Below are 15,367 nucleotides of genomic sequence, written 5' to 3' on the forward strand. Positions count from 1 at the left end.
AGGCCTCACCCGTGACCGCGAACCGCACCGACGTGACCGAGGGCGCCGCCGCCCTGCTCATGAAGCTGGCGGAGCGGCACGGGCCGCTCATGTTCCACCAGTCCGGCGGCTGCTGCGACGGGTCGAGCCCCATGTGCTACCCGGTCGGCATGTTCCGTACCGGCGCCTCCGACGTGCACCTCGGCGAGCTCGACGTCGCCGGCATCGACCCGGTCCCCGTCTACATGTCGCGCTCCCAGTACGAGCTCTGGAAGTACACGCATCTCACCATCGACGTCGTCGACGGGCGCGGGAGCGGCTTCTCGGTCGAGGCGCCGGAGGGCAAGCGCTTCCTCATCCGATCCCGGATGCTCTCCGACGAGGAGCTCGGCGAGCTCGGCATCGAGCCGCGGTTCTCGGTCGGCGCCGCAGCGGGTCCCCGGGTCGGTCAGAGCGTCAGCTCGTAGAACACGAGCTGCTCGGTGCGGCGCACCTCGGTGAACCCCACCTTGGTGAGCACGTTCTGAGACGCCGTGTTCGCGGGATCGGTGTCCGCGTGGACGAGGCGGGCGCCGTGCGCGGCGGCGATCCCGAGCGCGCCGGTCAGCGCCTCGGTCGCGTAGCCGTGGCCGCGGGCGGACGGGACGAGTCCGTAGCCCAGCTCGACGGCGCCGTCAGCATCCGGAGGTCCATGGAACCCGATGCCGCCGACGGCGAGTGCGGTCGACGCCTCCCGCACCTGATCTCCCCGTCGCTCGGCCGTCACGCCGCGTTCGCAGCGCGCCGGAACCGGCTCCCGGGACCCATCGTGAAGACCGGGTCGGGCGCGGCCGAGGCGGCCAGGGACTTCAGCGGCGCGAGCTCGTCCTCGAACGGGTACTCCGGATGCCAGCGGTCGCCGGCGTCCGGCGTGTGGGCGACGATCCGCGCCGCCTCGGCAGGCGTGATCGGGTGCAGCACGAGGCGCGCGGTGGGCGTGTCGGTCACGCCCCCACTCTGCCGCGGGCATCCCACGATCGTCGCGCGGACGTCCGGTGGGTCAGAGGACGACGAGGCCCCTCCGCCGGAAGGCGTCCGCCATGATCGTGAGACCCTCGAGCCCCGGCAGCTCGGCGATCTGCTCGTCCAGCTTGCGCACCTCACGGCTGCCGTCCTCGCCGCTGAAGAGGTGCCGCATGACGTGGTCGACCTCCTCCTCGGGCATGACGCCGGAGCCGACCGGGCCCCAGAACCGCGACATCACGAAGCGGTTGAGCGCTCTGGCCTTGGCGCTCGCCTCGAGGCGCTTGCGGGCCTGGGTGGCGTAGAAGGCGATGTGCCGGCTCTCCTGCGCGGCGATCCGCTTCAGCAGCGGGGTGAGTGCGGGGTGGTTCTCGAGCGCGACGAGGCGCTTGTAGCCGGCGGCGGCGCTGCGCTCGTTCGCGGCGCCCCACGACATGTGCACCGCGATGAAGTCCTTGCCGACGATGTTGCCGAGCAGCGACTGCTTGATCGGGTCGAGGCGGTCCTTCCACCCCACCTTCATCCGGCTGGCCTTCACCTGGTCGAACTCGACCGTGATGCCGTGCACGCCGAGGACGGCGGCGAGCGCCTCACCGTGCCAGTACTCCTCGCGGTTCCACATCGTCATGAACGTGGAGACGTCCGAGTCGGTGTGCGACGGGGTGACGAGCATGTCGCGCAGGTAGCAGACCGTGTGGTACTCGACGTCGCACATGTAGCGGAGCGTGCGGAGCGTCCGCTCGGGAAGGGGGTCGCGACGGAACGCGTCCAGGTCGAGGTCCTCCCAGCCGACCTTGACGCTGGCGGAGGCGAACGTGTCGATGTCGAATGCCATGTGGTGCCTGGCGGCGCGAGGCGCGCCTACCCCTTCTTGTTCACGACGGAAGCCGCGAGCCGGCCGAGCGCCGCCGCGGGTCGAAGAGGTGTTCGGAGCGCCGGAGCGCCGGGATTGGCCGCCGTCCGCCGCATGACGCCGAGGCCGGCGAGCCCCGGCAGCGCCTCGATGCGGGCGTCGAGGCGTGCGGCCCAGCCGGGGTCGCCCTCGGTGAGGATCGTGAGCGCGCGGGCTGTGCCGGCGGGATCGAGCTCCGCGCCGATCGGCCAGGCGCGGGCCAGGACGCGGGCACGCGTGAGCCGCTGCGCCCGGCCGGACTCGGCCAGGCGGGCGTGTGCGGTCTCCAGGAAGAACTCCTGCTGGCGCTCGAGCACCTCACGGAGGTGCTCGAGGTCGTGCGCGACCGCCTCGGGCGCGAGCGCGACGGCGCGGGTCAGCAGCGCGTCGAGCAGCGCGCCGTCGACGACGCGCTCGGTCATGTGCACCGCGCTGAGCCCGCGGCCGTGCACGTTGGCCACGACGGCCTCCCGCAGAGGTCCGAGTCGCTCGAACGCGGACGTCACCCGCCCGCGTGGCACCGGCACCGCGGGCACGCCGCCGGCGAGCGCGAGCAGGGCATCCGACATCCAGTGCCGCTCGTAGGCCCACGTGCTGAGGAACGCGGTGATGCGCGCGTCCTTGTGGGTCGGGGTGACGAGCACGAGACTGAGCCAGGTGGTCGTGCCGCCGAACCGCTCGCGGAGGTAGCGGAGCAGGTCGCGCAGGGCGTCGTCGATGGGCTCGCCCACGCCGCTCAGGCGCGTCCGGAGGCTGCCCTGCGCGTCGAGCGAGTAGGCGCGCACGTCGAACCCTGCTGCGCTCACCCCTGGATCCTAGGGTCTGTCAAGAGGGTTGACAGGTGCGCCCGCTACCCCATTTCACGCGGTTCGCGGGCGCAGCAGGCGCTCCATGCCCAGGTCGGCCACCAGCACGCCGAGCGCGACGGCCGCACCGACGACCGTGTCGACCACGCGGTCCTGGACGAGCAGGAGAACGGGGGCGCCGGATCCGGCCTCGGCGATCGTGAGCGCCAGCGGGGTGATGAGCACGAGGGCCCGAACGCGACCGCCCTGACGAGGGTGCCGAGGACGCGGTGCACGGCCCGCACCGAGCACGATCCGCGGATCCAGCCCCGCGCCCGCGGCGCCCGGCGGCGCGGTGAGCCGGCCCGTGACGCCGGCGATCAGCACGAAGAACAGCCCGTCCGGCGGCGGCCCGACCGCGCCAGATGGAGCGGCGGGCTCGCAGACGGGGTGAGGACCGCGGCGAGGCCGCGGCGGATCTGGCCGCTCAATCGAGCGAGCGCAGGAGGTCCTCGAAGTCCGCGTCGACGGCGAACCCGTCGTCGAGCGCCGGACGCGCGGGCCGCGCGGCGAGCAGCTCGGCGAGCTCCTGCCCGGCCCGTTCGATGCGCGCGGGCAGCGCCGCGTCCCCGGACCCCCAGTCGGCGGACGCGGCGTAGACGCCGGTCGGCACGACGACGGCGTGCAGGTAGGAGAAGAGGGGCCGCAGCGCGTGGTCGAGCACGAGCGAGTGGCGCTCGCTGCCCCCGGTGGCGCCGATCAGCACGGGCACGCCGTCGAGCGCGCCCGGCTCGATCAGGTCGAGGAAGGACTTGAAGAGGCCGCTGTAGGAGGCGTTGAACGTGGGGCTGACCGCGATGACCGCATCCGCACCGGTGACCGTGCGGATCGCCCGATCGAGCTCCGGTCCCGGGAACCGCGTCAGCGTGGCCGACACCACCGCCTGCGCGTGGTCGCGCACCTCGACGACCTCGATCTCGGCGTCGACCCCCCGGCCTGCGAGGGCCGCACCCGTCGCCGCCGCGAGGCGGTCGGCGAGCAGCCGCGTCGAGGAGGGGCTGCTGAGCCCCGCTGAGAGCACCGCGATGCGCCGGGTCGCCGTCATCCGTCCATCCTTCGTCATCGGTTCGCCCTCCTGCATCCGCTCGTCGTTGTGCCGCGTCATACCGCCGCCTCCAGCACGGGCGCGGCCTCGCGGGCGGCCGCGGCCTCGCGGGCGGCCGCGACGCGGGCGTCGTGGGTCGGGGCGTCGGGCACGTCGGCCGGCCGCCCGACGGCGAGCTCGCGTCGGAGCGCCGGCACGACCTCCCCACCGAGGATGTCGAGCTGCTCGAGCACCGTCTTCAGGGGCAGGCCCGCGTGATCGACGAGGAAGAGCTGGCGCTGGTGGTCGCCGAAGAGGTCCCGCATCCCGGCGTACCGGTCGATGACCTGCTGCGGGCTGCCGACGGTCAGCGGCGTCTGCGCGGTGAAGTCCTCGAGGCTCGGCCCGTGCCCGTAGACCGGGGCGTTGTCGAAGTACGGGCGGAACTCGTCGATCGCGTCCTGGCTCCGCGGCCGGATGAACGCCTGGCCGCCGAGGCCGACGATGGCCTGCCGGGCGCTGCCGTGGCCGTAGTGCTCGAAGCGCTGCCGGTAGTAGCCGATCAGCCGCTGGGAGTGCTCGGCCGGCCAGAAGATGTTGTTCGCGAAGAAGCCGTCGCCGTAGTAGGCGGCCTGCTCGGCGATCTCGGGGCTGCGGATGGAGCCGTGCCACACGAACGGCGGCACGCCGTCGAGCGGCCGCGGCGTCGAGGTGAAGCCCCGCAGGGGCGTGCGGAAGCGGCCCTCCCAGTTCACGACGTCCTCACGCCAGAGCTTGTGCAGCAGCGCGTAGTGCTCGACGGCGAGCGGGATGCCCTGCCGGATGTCCTGCCCGAACCAGGGATAGACCGGGCCGGTGTTGCCGCGGCCGAGCGTGAGGTCGACGCGGCCGTCCGCGACGTGCTGGAGCATCGCGTACTCCTCGGCGATGCGCACGGGGTCGTTCGTCGTGATCAGCGTGGTCGCCGTCGAGAGGAGAAGCCGCTCGGTGCGCGCGGCGACGTGGGCGAGGATCGTGGTCGGCGACGAGGGCACGAACGGCGGGTTGTGGTGCTCGCCCATCGCGAAGACGTCGAGCCCGACCTCCTCCGCGTGCTGCGCGATCGTGAGGATGGCCTTGATCCGCTCGGCCTCGGTGGGCGTGCGCCGGGTGGTCGGATCCTCGGTGAGGTCTCCGACGCTGAAGATCCCGAACTGCATCTGCTGGCCGGTCATACCCGCTCCGTTCCCGCTTTCGTTGTATGACGTGTCAACGATAGCCGCCGCAGCCGTATTCCAGGACTCGCGGGAGCGCGGCGCGCAGCACCGGCGCTCGGTCGACTCGTGTCTGCTGTCCGCCCGGACAACTGTCGGCGATTCAGCGGCAGCAGTTGTCCGTTCGGACAGCAGTACCCCTCGGGGGCCCGTACCGCTGGGTGTCAGGCCACGCTGCTCGCCCTTCTGGACGTCGTGTCGCAGTTCGGGACGCAACGGCGGGGCCAGAACGACCGGAAGTGCGCCACGAAGGTCCTCCTTCGGATTCGCGGCGCAGTTCGGGATGGAACGGCGGCGCGCATGCGACCGGAACTGCGACGCGAAGCCCGCGCGGGGAGCGAGCACCGCGCAGCGCCTCGTGTCTGCTGTCCGCACGGACAACTGTCGGCGAATCAGCGGCAGCAGTTGTCCGTGCGGACAGCACTCCCGATTCGCGTCGCGTCAGACGGCGGCCGGGACGCCCTGCGGGATGCGGGCGGCGAGCAGGTCGAGGGTCCGCTCGCGGGCGGGCACGCGGTCGATCGGGTCGGTGCGGCGGGCGCCGGCGCCCGGGCTCACCATGACCTCGTCGACCTCCAACCGCTCCGCGAAGGCGGCGAGGCGCTCGGCGACGTCATCCGCCTCGCCGATGAACCAGCGGCCGCGCATCGCGCCGATGAGGTCCTGCTGCGGCTCGGTCATGGACGCCTCGAGGGCGTCCTCGACGGTGTCGAGCGCCGTCAGCGGCGTGCCGGTGCGGAGCCGCGCCATGTGCTGCAGCTGCGGGAGGGCGAGCTGCGCCGCCTCCTCCGCGGTGTCGGCGGCGACGACGTTCGCGGTGAGGAACGTCCGGGGCGCGTCGAGCAGCTCGCTCGGCTGGAACTGCGTCCGGTAGAGGTCGAGGGCGCGGGCGGTGCCCTCGCCGGAGAAGTGATGCGCGAAGACGTACGGCAGGCCGAGCCGGGCGGCGAGCTCGGCCGAGTAGTCGCTCGAGCCCAGCAGCCAGAGCGTCGGCCGTCCGGCCGCTGCCGGCGTCGCCCGCACCACGTACTGCTCCCCCGTGGCGAGTCGCAGGCCGGCGCCGTCCTCGCCGAGCAGGGCCTCGATGTCCTGCACGTGGTTCGGGAAGGCGTCGACGTCGCTCGTGTGCCCGGTCGAGCGCAGCAGCGCCGAGATGACGGGGTCGCTGCCCGGCGCCCGCCCGATCCCGAGGTCGATGCGGCCGGGCGCCGCCGCCTCGAGCACGGCGAACTGCTCGGCGATGACGAACGGGGCGTGGTTCGGCAGCATCACACCGCCGGAGCCGAGCCGGATGCGCTCGGTGCGCCCGGCGAGCACGCCGAGGAGCACGGGCGGGTTCGTCGAGGCGACCGACGGCATGTTGTGGTGCTCCGCGAGCCAGTAGCGCGTGAGGCCCAGCTCGTCCGCACGCTGCGCGAGCGCGACGGTCGCCGCGACGGCATCCGCGGACCGCTGCCCTGTGCGGACGGGGACGAGATCGAGCACGGAGAGCGAGAGCGGAGCCATGGAGGAGGCAACACCCGCGGCCGCCCCCGGATTCCAGCGCCCGCGTTCTGGGGCTCGTCATCCTCCACCGGGCCTCGGTAGAACGGAGGGGCCGTCAGGCCTGCCGGCATGCACCACGAGGACCTCATGCCACACACCTCCGATCCGGCGGTCGATCTCACCCGGTCGGACCGGCGGATGGCGAGCGCCTTGGCCCGGCTCGCCGTCGGCACGGTCGTCGTCGCCGTGCCGGTCGCGCTGGTGCTCTCGTCCGTGCACGCCGCCCACGAGGCCGGCACCGCCGCGGTGCGCACGGCCCTCACCGCCGTCTCGACGGCTCTGACGACGCAGCACGCCGCCACTGGCACCTGGCCGGGCGACCTGCTCGCGGTCGGCGGCGCCGTGGTCGACGACAGCGGGCAGCACCTCACCACGATCCCCGCCGGCGTCGGCCTCGCCTACGAGCGGAGCCTCGACGGCAGCCGCGCGGTCGTCACGCTCTCCGACCACGGGGCGGAGGCGGTCTTCGACTCGGCGACCGCCGGCCGCTGATCGGCCTCCGCCAGAATGGGGAGGTGAGCACCTTCCCCCACTCGGCCACCGCCCGCGCGCGCGAATCGATCCGGCACGAGGGGGCGAGGCGGCGGCACCTGACGGTGCTCGAGCGCACGGGACTCACCGACACCCTGGTGCGCTTCACCTTCGGCGGCGACCTCGACGGGTTCGCGAGCCTCGGCCCCGCCGACCACGTGAAGGCCTTCTTCCCCGGTCCCGACGGCTTCGTCGCCCGTGACTACACCCCGGCCGAGTTCCGGCCGATCGGCGCCTCGTCGGGCCCGGAGCTCGACATCGACGTGGTCGTCCACGGGGATGCGGGACCCGCGACCGCGTGGGCGTCGCGCGCCGGGCGCGGCGACGCCCTGGAGATCGCGGGGCCGCGGGGCTCGCGGCTCGCGCCCTCGGGTTTCGGCAACGTGCTGCTGATCGCGGATCCGTCCGGCATGCCGGCCCTGCGCCGCTGGATCCGCGCGTTCGCCGGCGTGACGCCCGTGCACGCGGTGCTGTTCGGCTCGGACGCCGGCCTCGTCGGCTACCTCGACGACGTCGAGGCCCTGACCGCCACCCCGCAGCCGGCCCTGACGGGCGAGTTCGACCTCCTCGACGTCGTGCGCAGCCAGGACGTCACCGCCGACACCTTCGTCTTCGCCGCCGGCGAGGCCGGCGCCCTCATCCCCGTGCGCCGCTGGCTGAAGCAGGAAGCGGGCATCCCGAAGGAGAACCTGTCGCTGCACGGCTACTGGAAGCAGGGGGTGGAGGGGCTCGACCACCACGCGCCGCTCGATCCCGCCGACCCGGACTGACCGCCGGGCCGAGGCTCCCTCAGCCGAGCACGGACGGCCGGTCGTCGTGCGGGTCGTGCCGCTCGAGCGCCCGCGCGGCGAGCACGAGTGCGACGACGCCGATCCCGGCCCGCAGGGCGGTGAAGACGAGCAGCGCGATGCCGACGGCCTCGCCCTGCGCGACCAGCAGGCCGCCGATCGCGGCGAGCACCGCGTCGCCGACGAAGGAGATCCGCAGCCAGAACAGCAGGCGCCGGGCCGGGGTCACCCCGGCCCAGGGCCGGAACGCGGGCTCCCGCTCGGGTTCGGGCTCGGGCTCGGGCTCAGAACCCGGTGGGGGTGTGCGGGACGTAGTCCGCCTCCAGCGCCTCGAGCTCGTCGTCGCTCAGCTCGAGCTGCTCGGCCGCAACCGCGTCGGCGAGGTGCTCCGGCTTGGTCGCCCCGATGATCGGCGCCGTGACCGCCGGCTGCGCGAGCACCCACGCCAGCGCGACCTGCGCGCGGGACACGCCCCGGTCGGCCGCGATCCGCCCGACGGCCTCGACGATCCGCCTGTCGGCGTCCTCCGCCTGCCGGAACAGCGTCTTGCCGAACTCGTCGGTCCCGCTGCGGGCCGTCGTGGCGTCCCACTCGCGGGTCAGCTTGCCGCGCGCGAGCGGCGACCACGGGATCACGCCGACGCCGGTCTCGAGGCAGTACGGCAGCATCTCCCGCTCCTCCTCGCGCATGAGCAGCGAGTACTGGTCCTGCATCGACACGAACCGGGTGAGCCCCTCGATGTCGGCGGTGTGCTGCATCTCCGCGAACTGCCACGCCCACATCGACGAGGCGCCGATGTAGCGGGCCTTGCCGCTCTTCACGACGTCGTGCAGCGCCGCCATCGTCTCGGCGATCGGCACGGTGGGGTCGAAGCGATGGATCTGGTAGAGGTCGACGTAGTCGGTGCCGAGGCGCCGCAGGCTCGCGTCGATCTGCGTCATGATCGCGCCGCGCGAGAGACCGGCGCCGTTCGTGCCCGGACCCATCCGCCCGTTCACCTTCGTGGCGATCACGATCTCCTCGCGGCGCGCGAACTCCTTCAGCAGCGTCCCGGTGATCTCCTCGCTGGACCCGTCGGAGTAGACGTTGGCGGTGTCGAACGTGGTGATGCCCGCCTCGACCGCGTCCCGGAAGAACGGCCGGCTGTCGTCGAGGCCGAGGCTCCAGGCGTGGCTGCCGCGGTCGGGGTCGCCGTAGCTCATGCAGCCGAGCACGATGCGGGAGATCTCGAGGCCGGAGGTGCCGAGGCGGATGGTGTCCATGCCTCCAGTCTGGCGAACCGGGCTGGGTGCCCGGCTCAGCGGGTGCGGCCCATCTGCAGGTCGACCCGCAGGCCCTGCCGCGTCTTGACGATCTCGACCGGGATCCGGGGCTTCCTGCCGGCGAGCTCCAGCCGGCTGAGCGTCTCGTTCACCACGCCCTCGAGGCCGCGGGGCACCATGCCGACCGGGCCGAGGATCCGGCCGTCGGCGAAGAGGCGCACGGCCATGGGCGCGTCGGTGCGCTCCTCCTCCAGGGTGCGGCGACTGATCGCCGTCTCCAGCTGCTCGGCCGCCTCCGCCGTCGCGATCACGTCCTGGTGCGGGTCGCTGCCCGCGAGGCGGATCGTGACGCGGTTGCTGCCCGGGGTGAGGTCGAACTTGTAGTCGTCGAGCGACCCCGTGCCCTGGTCCCCCTTCGGGAAGGAGGTGTCGCGGGTGCCGCGGCGGAAGATCATCCGCTCATTGTGCCAGCGGGCGACTTGAGGAACCGGCAACGAGAGGCGTCGGGAACCCTGCCGTTCACATGCTCCGCTGGCCGCGTTCTTATGGGATTCCCGGGAAGAACGGGGGCGCGAAGTGGGAATGAACGGGGGCGCGGCCCGGTTGTGGAGAGCATGCAGCGCAGGACCCCCAGGATCGCCGAAGAGATCGAGGACGAGTTCGGTACCGTCACGCGGTACCGCAGGCACCCCAACGGCCGTGGACTCGTCGCCACCGATGCGTCGGTGGACCCCACCGCATTCCTCGCCCCCTCCGTGTACGTCGAGTCCGGCGCACGGGTGGGGCGCTCCGCCCGGATCCACGCAGGCACGTGGGTCGACCGTGAGGCCGTCGTCGGGCCGCACGCCGAGATCGGAGCCGCCGTGCACGTCGGCGCAGCCGCCGTCATCGGGGAGGGCGCCCACGTGGGCAGCCACTCCCGCATCGGGGCGCGCGCCACGATCGGCGCCGGCGCCCGGGTCGCGCAGGACCAGCAGGTCCGCGACGACGCCGTGCTGACGGGCCAGTCGGAGTTCGGCGCCGCGGCCTGACGCGACGCCCCCGAGACGATCGGCGGATGCGAGGACGGGATCTCCCGTCCTCGCATCCGCCGTTCTCGTCTCGGCGGGCTCTCATCCGGGCGGCCCTCGTTCCGGTGCTCAGCGGGCCAGCAGCCCGCCGTCGAGCAGCATCGTCTTCCCGGTGAGGTAGCCGTTGCCGAGCATCGCGACCGCCAGCTCCGCGACCTCGGACGTCGTGCCCATCCGGCCGACCGGGATGTGGGCGGCCGCGTCGTCCGGCAGCGCATCGCCCATCGTCGTGCCGGTGATCAGGGCCGGGGCGATCGCGTTGACCGTGACGCCGGATGCGGCGTACCGGGACGCGAGGAAGCCGACCAGCCCCTGCAGCCCCGCCTTCGACGCGGCGTAGTGCGGGCCGATCGCGCCGCCGGTGAAGGCCGCGAGGCTCGAGACGAACAGGACGCGACCGAAGCGGCGATCGGCCATCCGCGGCACCGCGGCGCGGGCGAGCAGGAACGGCGCCGTGAGGTTGACGGCGATCGCCTCGTCCCAGTCCTCGTCCGTGGTGTCGGGCAGGGTGCGGGTCGTGCCGCTGCCCGCGTTCGGCACGAGCACGTCGACCGCGCCGTGGCGCCGCTCGACCTCCTCGACGACGCGCGCCGCGGACGCGCGATCGGTCGCATCCGCCTCGATCAGGGAGTACCGGTCGTCGCGCTCCGCCTTCGCCGCGTCGCGGGTGGTCCCCACGATCGTGGCGCCGGCCTCGAGCAGGCGGTCGACGAGTGCGGCGCCGATGCCGCCGGTCGCGCCGGTGACGAGCGCCACCCGACCGGTCAGGTCGGTGCTCACTCGTCCCCGCTCGGCTCCATGAACCATTCGGTGAACGACTCGGCCCTGCCGTCGTCCGCGAGGCGGAGCACCCAGAGGTTGTCGTAGACGTCGCCGTCCGTGTACGTCGTGCGGCCCTGCACGACGGCCGTGGGCCAGTCCACCGCGACGACCGACCAGGTGAAGGCGTGGTCGTCGGCCTCGTCCTGCGCGTCGAGCCAGGCCGTCACGATCGCCTCGTGCCCGACCGTCGGCTCGTCCGACGGATGGAACCGGTACTCGCCGTCGGGGGTGAAGAGCCCCCGCACGTCGTCCGGCTCGTTGCTCGCCCAGGCGCGCTCGTAGCGGCGGACCCAGTCCTCGACGAGCGGGCGGCGGTCCAGAGCGGTCGTGTCCATGGGTCAGGGCTACCACGTCGCCCTGACATGACGAAGGGGCGGCATGACGAAGGGGCGCCCCGCATGCGGGACGCCCCCTCGGACGGTGAAGTCGGTCGGTCAGCGACGCAGGCCGAGACGCTCGATGAGCGTCCGGTAGCGCGCGATGTCGATCTCCTGCAGGTAGCCGAGCAGCCGCCGGCGCTGGCCGACGAGCAGCAGCAGCCCACGACGCGAGTGGTGGTCGTGCTTGTGCAGCTTCAGGTGCTCGGTCAGGTCCTTGATCCTCGTGGTGAGGATCGCGACCTGGACCTCCGGGGAACCCGTGTCACCGGGGTGCGTCGCGTACTCCTCGATGATGGCCTTCTTCACGTCGGCGTCCAATGCCATATGGGGCTCCTCCCTCTCGCTGCGCGGGGCGCGACGCGGGATGCGTCGGGCGTTCTGGATCCGCGGCCGGTTCACGGCGACCACCGATCCTAGCAGCGGGTGAAGAGGCCCCCGAGCGATCGGTCCGGATCCGCCCGTCGCTGGCACCCGGCCTCCCGGCCGCCGAATACGCTGTCGGCTTCGCCCGCTCGTCAGAAGGAGCCACACGGCCGTGTCCGCGGTGCTCGACATCGTCCTCGTCCTCCTCCTGCTCGGCTACCTCGTGCACGGCTACCGGCTCGGGCTCATCCGCAGCCTCGGCGCGCTCGTCGGCATCGCCGCCGGTGCGGTGGTCGCGACGCTCGCGGCGCCGTTCATCGGCCGGTTCGTCACGGACGGCGGCACCCGCGTGCTCGTGACGATCGTCGCCGCGCTCGTGATCGTGGCGATCGGCCACGGGGTCGGCGTCGGCATCGGCTCGCTGCTCGGAGGGCGCCTCCTGAAGAGCCCGCTCGGGATCGTGGACCGCGTGCTCGGTGCGGCCGCGAACACGGTGGTCGCCGCGCTCGTGATCTCGGTGATCGCCTCCGTCGTCGCCGCGCTCGGCGTGCCCTTCCTCGCGCAGCCGGTCGCGTCGTCCGTCGTGCTGCGGACCATCGACACCGTCACCCCGCCGCCCGTGCAGACCGCGCTCGCGCAGCTGCGGGGCACGGTGCTGACCAGCGGCATCCCGCAGCTGCGGGAGGCGCTCGGCGGGCTCCCGGACAAGCCGGTCGTCCCGGGCGTCGACACCCGGACCGCCGCGCTGACCCGCGCGGCGCGGAGCGTCGTGAAGGTCACCGGCACGGCGTACGCCTGCGGCCAGGACCAGAGCGGATCCGGCTTCGTGATCTCCACCGACCGGGTGCTCACCAACGCGCACGTGCTCGCTGGCGTGCGCTCCCCCGTCGTGCTCCGTGACGACGGCGCCGCGCTGGTCGGGAAGGTGACCTACTTCGACCCGTCGTCCGACCTCGCGGTCGTCGCCGTGCCGGGCCTCGGCCGGCCGGCGCTCGCGGTCGACTCGACGCCGGCGGTCGGCACGACGGGCGTCATCGACGGGTTCCCGTTCGGCGGCCCGTTCTCCTCCGGCGGTGCGAAGGTGCTGCAGGTGGGCGAGACGCGGGTGCCCGACGTCGCGGGCAGCGGGACGAGCGTCCGGTCCCTCGCGACGGTCGCGGCGGACGTGGAGCAGGGCAACTCGGGCGGACCGCTGCTCTCCACCGCCGGCCACGTGCTCGGCATCGTGTTCGCCAAGAGCTCGACGACCGCCGACATCGGCTACGCCATGACGCCCACGCAGTTCGACAAGGTCGTCGGCCACGCGGCGTCGTACCGCACCGCGGTCTCGTCGGGCGCCTGCACGAAGGGCTGACGCCGCCGGATCAGGCGGGGTCGACGAGGGTGAGGCGCTGCGTCGGGCGGGTGAGGGCCACGTAGAGCGCGCCGCTGCCGTCGCCTTCGGCGATGCCCTCCTGGTCGACGACGACGACCGCGTCGAACTCGAGGCCCTTCGCGCTCCTCGCGGTGAGGACCGAGACGTGGGCGCCGAGCCCTTCGGCGCCGAACCCGACGGGCTCGTCCAGCGCCGCCGCGAGCCGGTCGTGCACGGGGCGGACGAGCGCCTCCGGGGTGATCACCGCGAGCGTGCCGCCGTCGTCGATCGCCCGGTCGCGGCGGACCGCCTCCACCGTGGCATCCGGGAGGCCGGCGGCGTCGGCCTGCACCCGCTTGATCGGCCATCGGCCGTCGCGCACCGAGCGGGTCGGCGTGATGGGCAGCCCGTCGGCGAGCGCGCGGCGCTCGGCGAGCTCGGTGATCTCCCGCGGGGTCCGGTAGTTCACGGTCAGCTGCTCCAGCCGGAACTCGGTCCCGAGCGCCGCGACGGCATCGTCCCAGCTCGCCGGCGCCTCGGCGACCGACGCCTGCGCCAGGTCGCCCACGACGGTGAACGAGCGGAGCGGGCCGCGGCGGCGCAGCAGTCGCCACTGCATGGGCGTCAGCTCCTGCGCCTCGTCCACGACGATGTGACCATAGGTCCACGTGCGGTCCATCGCCGCCCGCTCGGCGGTCGTGAGCGCCTCGCCCCGGTCGGCGAAGTTGGCGGCGAGGGCGTCCGCGGTGACGATGCCCTCGACGCCCATGTTGCGGATGGCCTGCTCGGCGTTCTCGAGGTCCCGCTTGTGCTGCGCCTCCCGGGCCGAGCGGCGCGCATCGCCACCCGCGTCGAGCTCGCCGAGCAGCTCCGCGGCCTCGTCGAGCAGCGGCACGTCCGACACGGTGAACGGCGCGGAGCGCTCGCGGGCGAGGAGTGCCCGGTCCGCCGGCGACAGCTCCGGGCTCACCGCGGCGAGGTAGGCGGGGCGCGTGTAGAGGTCGCCGAGCAGCTTCTCGGGGCTGAGCGGCAGCCAGGCCGTGTTCAGCAGCACCTTCACGTCCTGGGCCGTGCGGAGGTCCTCGCGGAGCATCCGCCGGTCCTCGTCGTCGATGGTGCCCCCGCGGCCGGACACCGCGTCGACGAGCAGGTCGGTGAGGTCGGCGAGCGCCTCGCGGACGAAGGTGACCCGGGCGACGTTGTGCGGCTTCCTGGTCTGCTGGGCGCGGCGGATCGCGCGCTGGATCAGCGCCGGCGGGACGACGATCCGCTCGTTGTCGATCCACACCGTCTGCGGCTCGGCCGGCGCGACCTGCCTGGCGTGCACGGCACGGCGGAGGACCTGGGCCATCGCGAGCCGGCCCTTCACGGCGGCCGCCGCGGGGGCGTCGACCGCCGCTGCGTCCACACCGGGGTAGAGCTGACCTACGGTGCGGAGGACGACGCCGCTCTCGCCGAGCGAGGGCAGCACCTGCTCGATGTACTGCAGGAAGCTGCGGGACGGGCCGACCACGAGCACGCCGTTGCGGGCGAGGCGCTCCTTGTCGGCGTAGAGCAGGTAGGCCGCGCGGTGCAGCGCGACGGCGGTCTTGCCGGTGCCGGGGCCGCCGGCCACGACGAGGACGCCGCGCGCCGGGGAGCGGATGATGCGGTCCTGCTCGGCCTGGATGGTCGAGACGATGTCGTGCATCCGGCCCGTGCGCTGCGCGGACAGGGCCGCGATCAGGGCGGACTCGCCGTTGAGCGTCGTGTCCTCTGGGATGTCGTCCGGGTCGAAGACCTCGTCCTCGATCGCCGTGACCGCCCGACCCCGGGTCGTCAGGTGGCGGCGCACCTTGATGCCGAGCGGCGTCGCGGCGGTGGCCTGGTAGAACGCGCTGGCCTGCGGGGCGCGCCAGTCGAGCAGCAGCGGCTGCTGGTCGTCGTCGCGGAGGCCGATGCGCCCGATGTAGCGCAGGGCGTCCTCCTCGGTCTGCAGCCGCCCGAACGCGAGCCGCTCGTCCACGTCGTTGAGCTGCCGGATGCGGTCCTCGAACAGCCGCGCCATCGCGTCGCGCTCGCTGCGCGCCTGGTGCGTGCCGGTGGCGCCGCCGCGCCGCGTCCGCTCGAGCTCGGCGGCCGTCTCGGAGCGGAGCGCGTCGAGCCGGGCGTAGAGGCCCGCGACGTACTGCTGCTCGCGGCGCAGCTCGGTCTCGGACGTGTCGGTCACGCGGGTTCCCTCCCGATTCGCGGCCATCGAGTCTACGTCGGCCGGGCG

At 73.4% G+C, this 15,367-nt stretch carries 20 protein-coding genes; 5 read left to right on the forward strand and 15 right to left on the reverse strand.

The annotated features are described in order from the left end of the window. Window positions 1-59 precede the first annotated feature (59 nt). Window positions 60-446 (forward strand): DUF779 domain-containing protein, encoded by a 387-nt coding sequence (locus VIG76_RS04145; protein WP_331951538.1) that lies wholly within the window; start codon window positions 60-62, stop codon window positions 444-446. Here the strand turns inward: VIG76_RS04145 and VIG76_RS04150 are convergent. The 8 genes from VIG76_RS04150 to VIG76_RS04185 all read right to left on the reverse strand — a co-directional run bounded on the left by VIG76_RS04150 (window position 428) and on the right by VIG76_RS04185 (window position 6,501). Beyond that, a complete protein-coding gene (locus VIG76_RS04150) occupies window positions 428-745 on the reverse strand; it encodes a GNAT family N-acetyltransferase (protein ID WP_331951340.1) in 318 nt (105 codons plus the stop codon). The two genes, VIG76_RS04145 and VIG76_RS04150, sit on opposite strands and share 19 nt — an antisense overlap. Further along, complete coding sequence (locus tag VIG76_RS04155) at window positions 742-966, reverse strand: hypothetical protein (protein ID WP_331951342.1); 225 nt, start codon at window positions 964-966, stop codon at window positions 742-744. The genes VIG76_RS04150 and VIG76_RS04155 overlap by 4 nt, the downstream gene beginning before the upstream one ends. 52 nt (window positions 967-1,018) lie before the next feature. Then, complete coding sequence (locus tag VIG76_RS04160; RefSeq protein WP_331951344.1) at window positions 1,019-1,816, reverse strand: ferritin family protein; 798 nt, start codon at window positions 1,814-1,816, stop codon at window positions 1,019-1,021. A gap of 26 nt (window positions 1,817-1,842) precedes the next feature. Beyond that, on the reverse strand, window positions 1,843-2,679 hold the full coding sequence (locus tag VIG76_RS04165; protein ID WP_331951346.1) for a hypothetical protein: 837 nt from the start codon (window positions 2,677-2,679) through the stop codon (window positions 1,843-1,845). Window positions 2,680-2,733: 54 nt separating this feature from the next. Beyond that, the gene (locus VIG76_RS04170) at window positions 2,734-3,045 is read right to left on the reverse strand and encodes a hypothetical protein (RefSeq protein ID WP_331951348.1); all 312 of its coding nucleotides are present in this window, start codon (window positions 3,043-3,045) and stop codon (window positions 2,734-2,736) included. Between the two features lie 100 nt (window positions 3,046-3,145). After that, window positions 3,146-3,763 carry a CE1759 family FMN reductase gene (locus VIG76_RS04175; RefSeq protein ID WP_331951350.1) on the reverse strand — a complete coding sequence of 206 codons (618 nt, stop codon included), beginning with the start codon at window positions 3,761-3,763 and terminating at the stop codon, window positions 3,146-3,148. Between the two features lie 56 nt (window positions 3,764-3,819). Continuing rightward, window positions 3,820-4,941, reverse strand: coding sequence for an LLM class flavin-dependent oxidoreductase (locus VIG76_RS04180; RefSeq protein ID WP_331951540.1), 1,122 nt, complete (start codon window positions 4,939-4,941; stop codon window positions 3,820-3,822). 495 nt (window positions 4,942-5,436) lie between these two features. Beyond that, the gene (locus VIG76_RS04185; RefSeq protein ID WP_331951352.1) at window positions 5,437-6,501 is read right to left on the reverse strand and encodes an LLM class flavin-dependent oxidoreductase; all 1,065 of its coding nucleotides are present in this window, start codon (window positions 6,499-6,501) and stop codon (window positions 5,437-5,439) included. Between the two features lie 126 nt (window positions 6,502-6,627). Between VIG76_RS04185 and VIG76_RS04190 the strand changes: the two genes are divergently transcribed. Further along, on the forward strand, window positions 6,628-7,032 hold the full coding sequence (locus tag VIG76_RS04190; RefSeq protein WP_331951354.1) for a hypothetical protein: 405 nt from the start codon (window positions 6,628-6,630) through the stop codon (window positions 7,030-7,032). Window positions 7,033-7,055: 23 nt separating this feature from the next. After that, window positions 7,056-7,841: a siderophore-interacting protein gene (locus tag VIG76_RS04195; RefSeq protein ID WP_331951356.1), complete on the forward strand. Its 786-nt coding sequence runs from the start codon at window positions 7,056-7,058 to the stop codon at window positions 7,839-7,841. Window positions 7,842-7,860: 19 nt separating this feature from the next. On the opposite strand, the gene VIG76_RS04200 is transcribed toward VIG76_RS04195, so the two are convergent. Genes VIG76_RS04200 through VIG76_RS04210 form a run of 3 tightly spaced genes read right to left on the reverse strand, consistent with a single transcriptional unit; the run spans window position 7,861 to window position 9,576 of the window. After that, window positions 7,861-8,088 (reverse strand): hypothetical protein, encoded by a 228-nt coding sequence (locus VIG76_RS04200; protein ID WP_331951358.1) that lies wholly within the window; start codon window positions 8,086-8,088, stop codon window positions 7,861-7,863. Between the two features lie 55 nt (window positions 8,089-8,143). After that, complete coding sequence (locus VIG76_RS04205; RefSeq protein ID WP_331951360.1) at window positions 8,144-9,121, reverse strand: aldo/keto reductase; 978 nt, start codon at window positions 9,119-9,121, stop codon at window positions 8,144-8,146. A gap of 35 nt (window positions 9,122-9,156) precedes the next feature. Continuing rightward, window positions 9,157-9,576 (reverse strand): hypothetical protein, encoded by a 420-nt coding sequence (locus tag VIG76_RS04210; RefSeq protein ID WP_331951362.1) that lies wholly within the window; start codon window positions 9,574-9,576, stop codon window positions 9,157-9,159. Between the two features lie 159 nt (window positions 9,577-9,735). Here VIG76_RS04210 and VIG76_RS04215 point away from each other — a divergent pair, with 159 nt between their 5' ends. Then, window positions 9,736-10,152, forward strand: coding sequence for a transferase (locus VIG76_RS04215; protein WP_331951364.1), 417 nt, complete (start codon window positions 9,736-9,738; stop codon window positions 10,150-10,152). 108 nt (window positions 10,153-10,260) lie between these two features. Here the strand turns inward: VIG76_RS04215 and VIG76_RS04220 are convergent, their stop codons facing one another. The 3 genes from VIG76_RS04220 to rpsO form a co-directional block, all read right to left on the reverse strand. Next, entirely contained in the window at window positions 10,261-10,971 is a 711-nt protein-coding gene (locus VIG76_RS04220; protein WP_331951366.1) for an SDR family NAD(P)-dependent oxidoreductase, read from the reverse strand. Then, entirely contained in the window at window positions 10,968-11,348 is a 381-nt protein-coding gene (locus VIG76_RS04225) for a nuclear transport factor 2 family protein (protein ID WP_331951368.1), read from the reverse strand. Before VIG76_RS04225 ends, VIG76_RS04220 begins: the two co-directional genes overlap by 4 nt. A gap of 99 nt (window positions 11,349-11,447) precedes the next feature. Further along, window positions 11,448-11,717 (reverse strand): 30S ribosomal protein S15, encoded by a 270-nt coding sequence (gene rpsO, locus VIG76_RS04230; RefSeq protein ID WP_331951370.1) that lies wholly within the window; start codon window positions 11,715-11,717, stop codon window positions 11,448-11,450. A gap of 211 nt (window positions 11,718-11,928) precedes the next feature. Here rpsO and VIG76_RS04235 point away from each other — a divergent pair, with 211 nt between their 5' ends. Next, window positions 11,929-13,110 (forward strand): MarP family serine protease, encoded by a 1,182-nt coding sequence (locus VIG76_RS04235; protein WP_331951373.1) that lies wholly within the window; start codon window positions 11,929-11,931, stop codon window positions 13,108-13,110. Window positions 13,111-13,120: 10 nt separating this feature from the next. On the opposite strand, the gene VIG76_RS04240 is transcribed toward VIG76_RS04235, so the two are convergent. Then, entirely contained in the window at window positions 13,121-15,346 is a 2,226-nt protein-coding gene (locus tag VIG76_RS04240) for a HelD family protein (RefSeq protein ID WP_331951375.1), read from the reverse strand. Window positions 15,347-15,367: the final 21 nt, after the last annotated feature.

It is taken from the genome of Amnibacterium sp. (genome assembly GCF_036559085.1).
Classification (GTDB): domain Bacteria; phylum Actinomycetota; class Actinomycetes; order Actinomycetales; family Microbacteriaceae; genus Amnibacterium.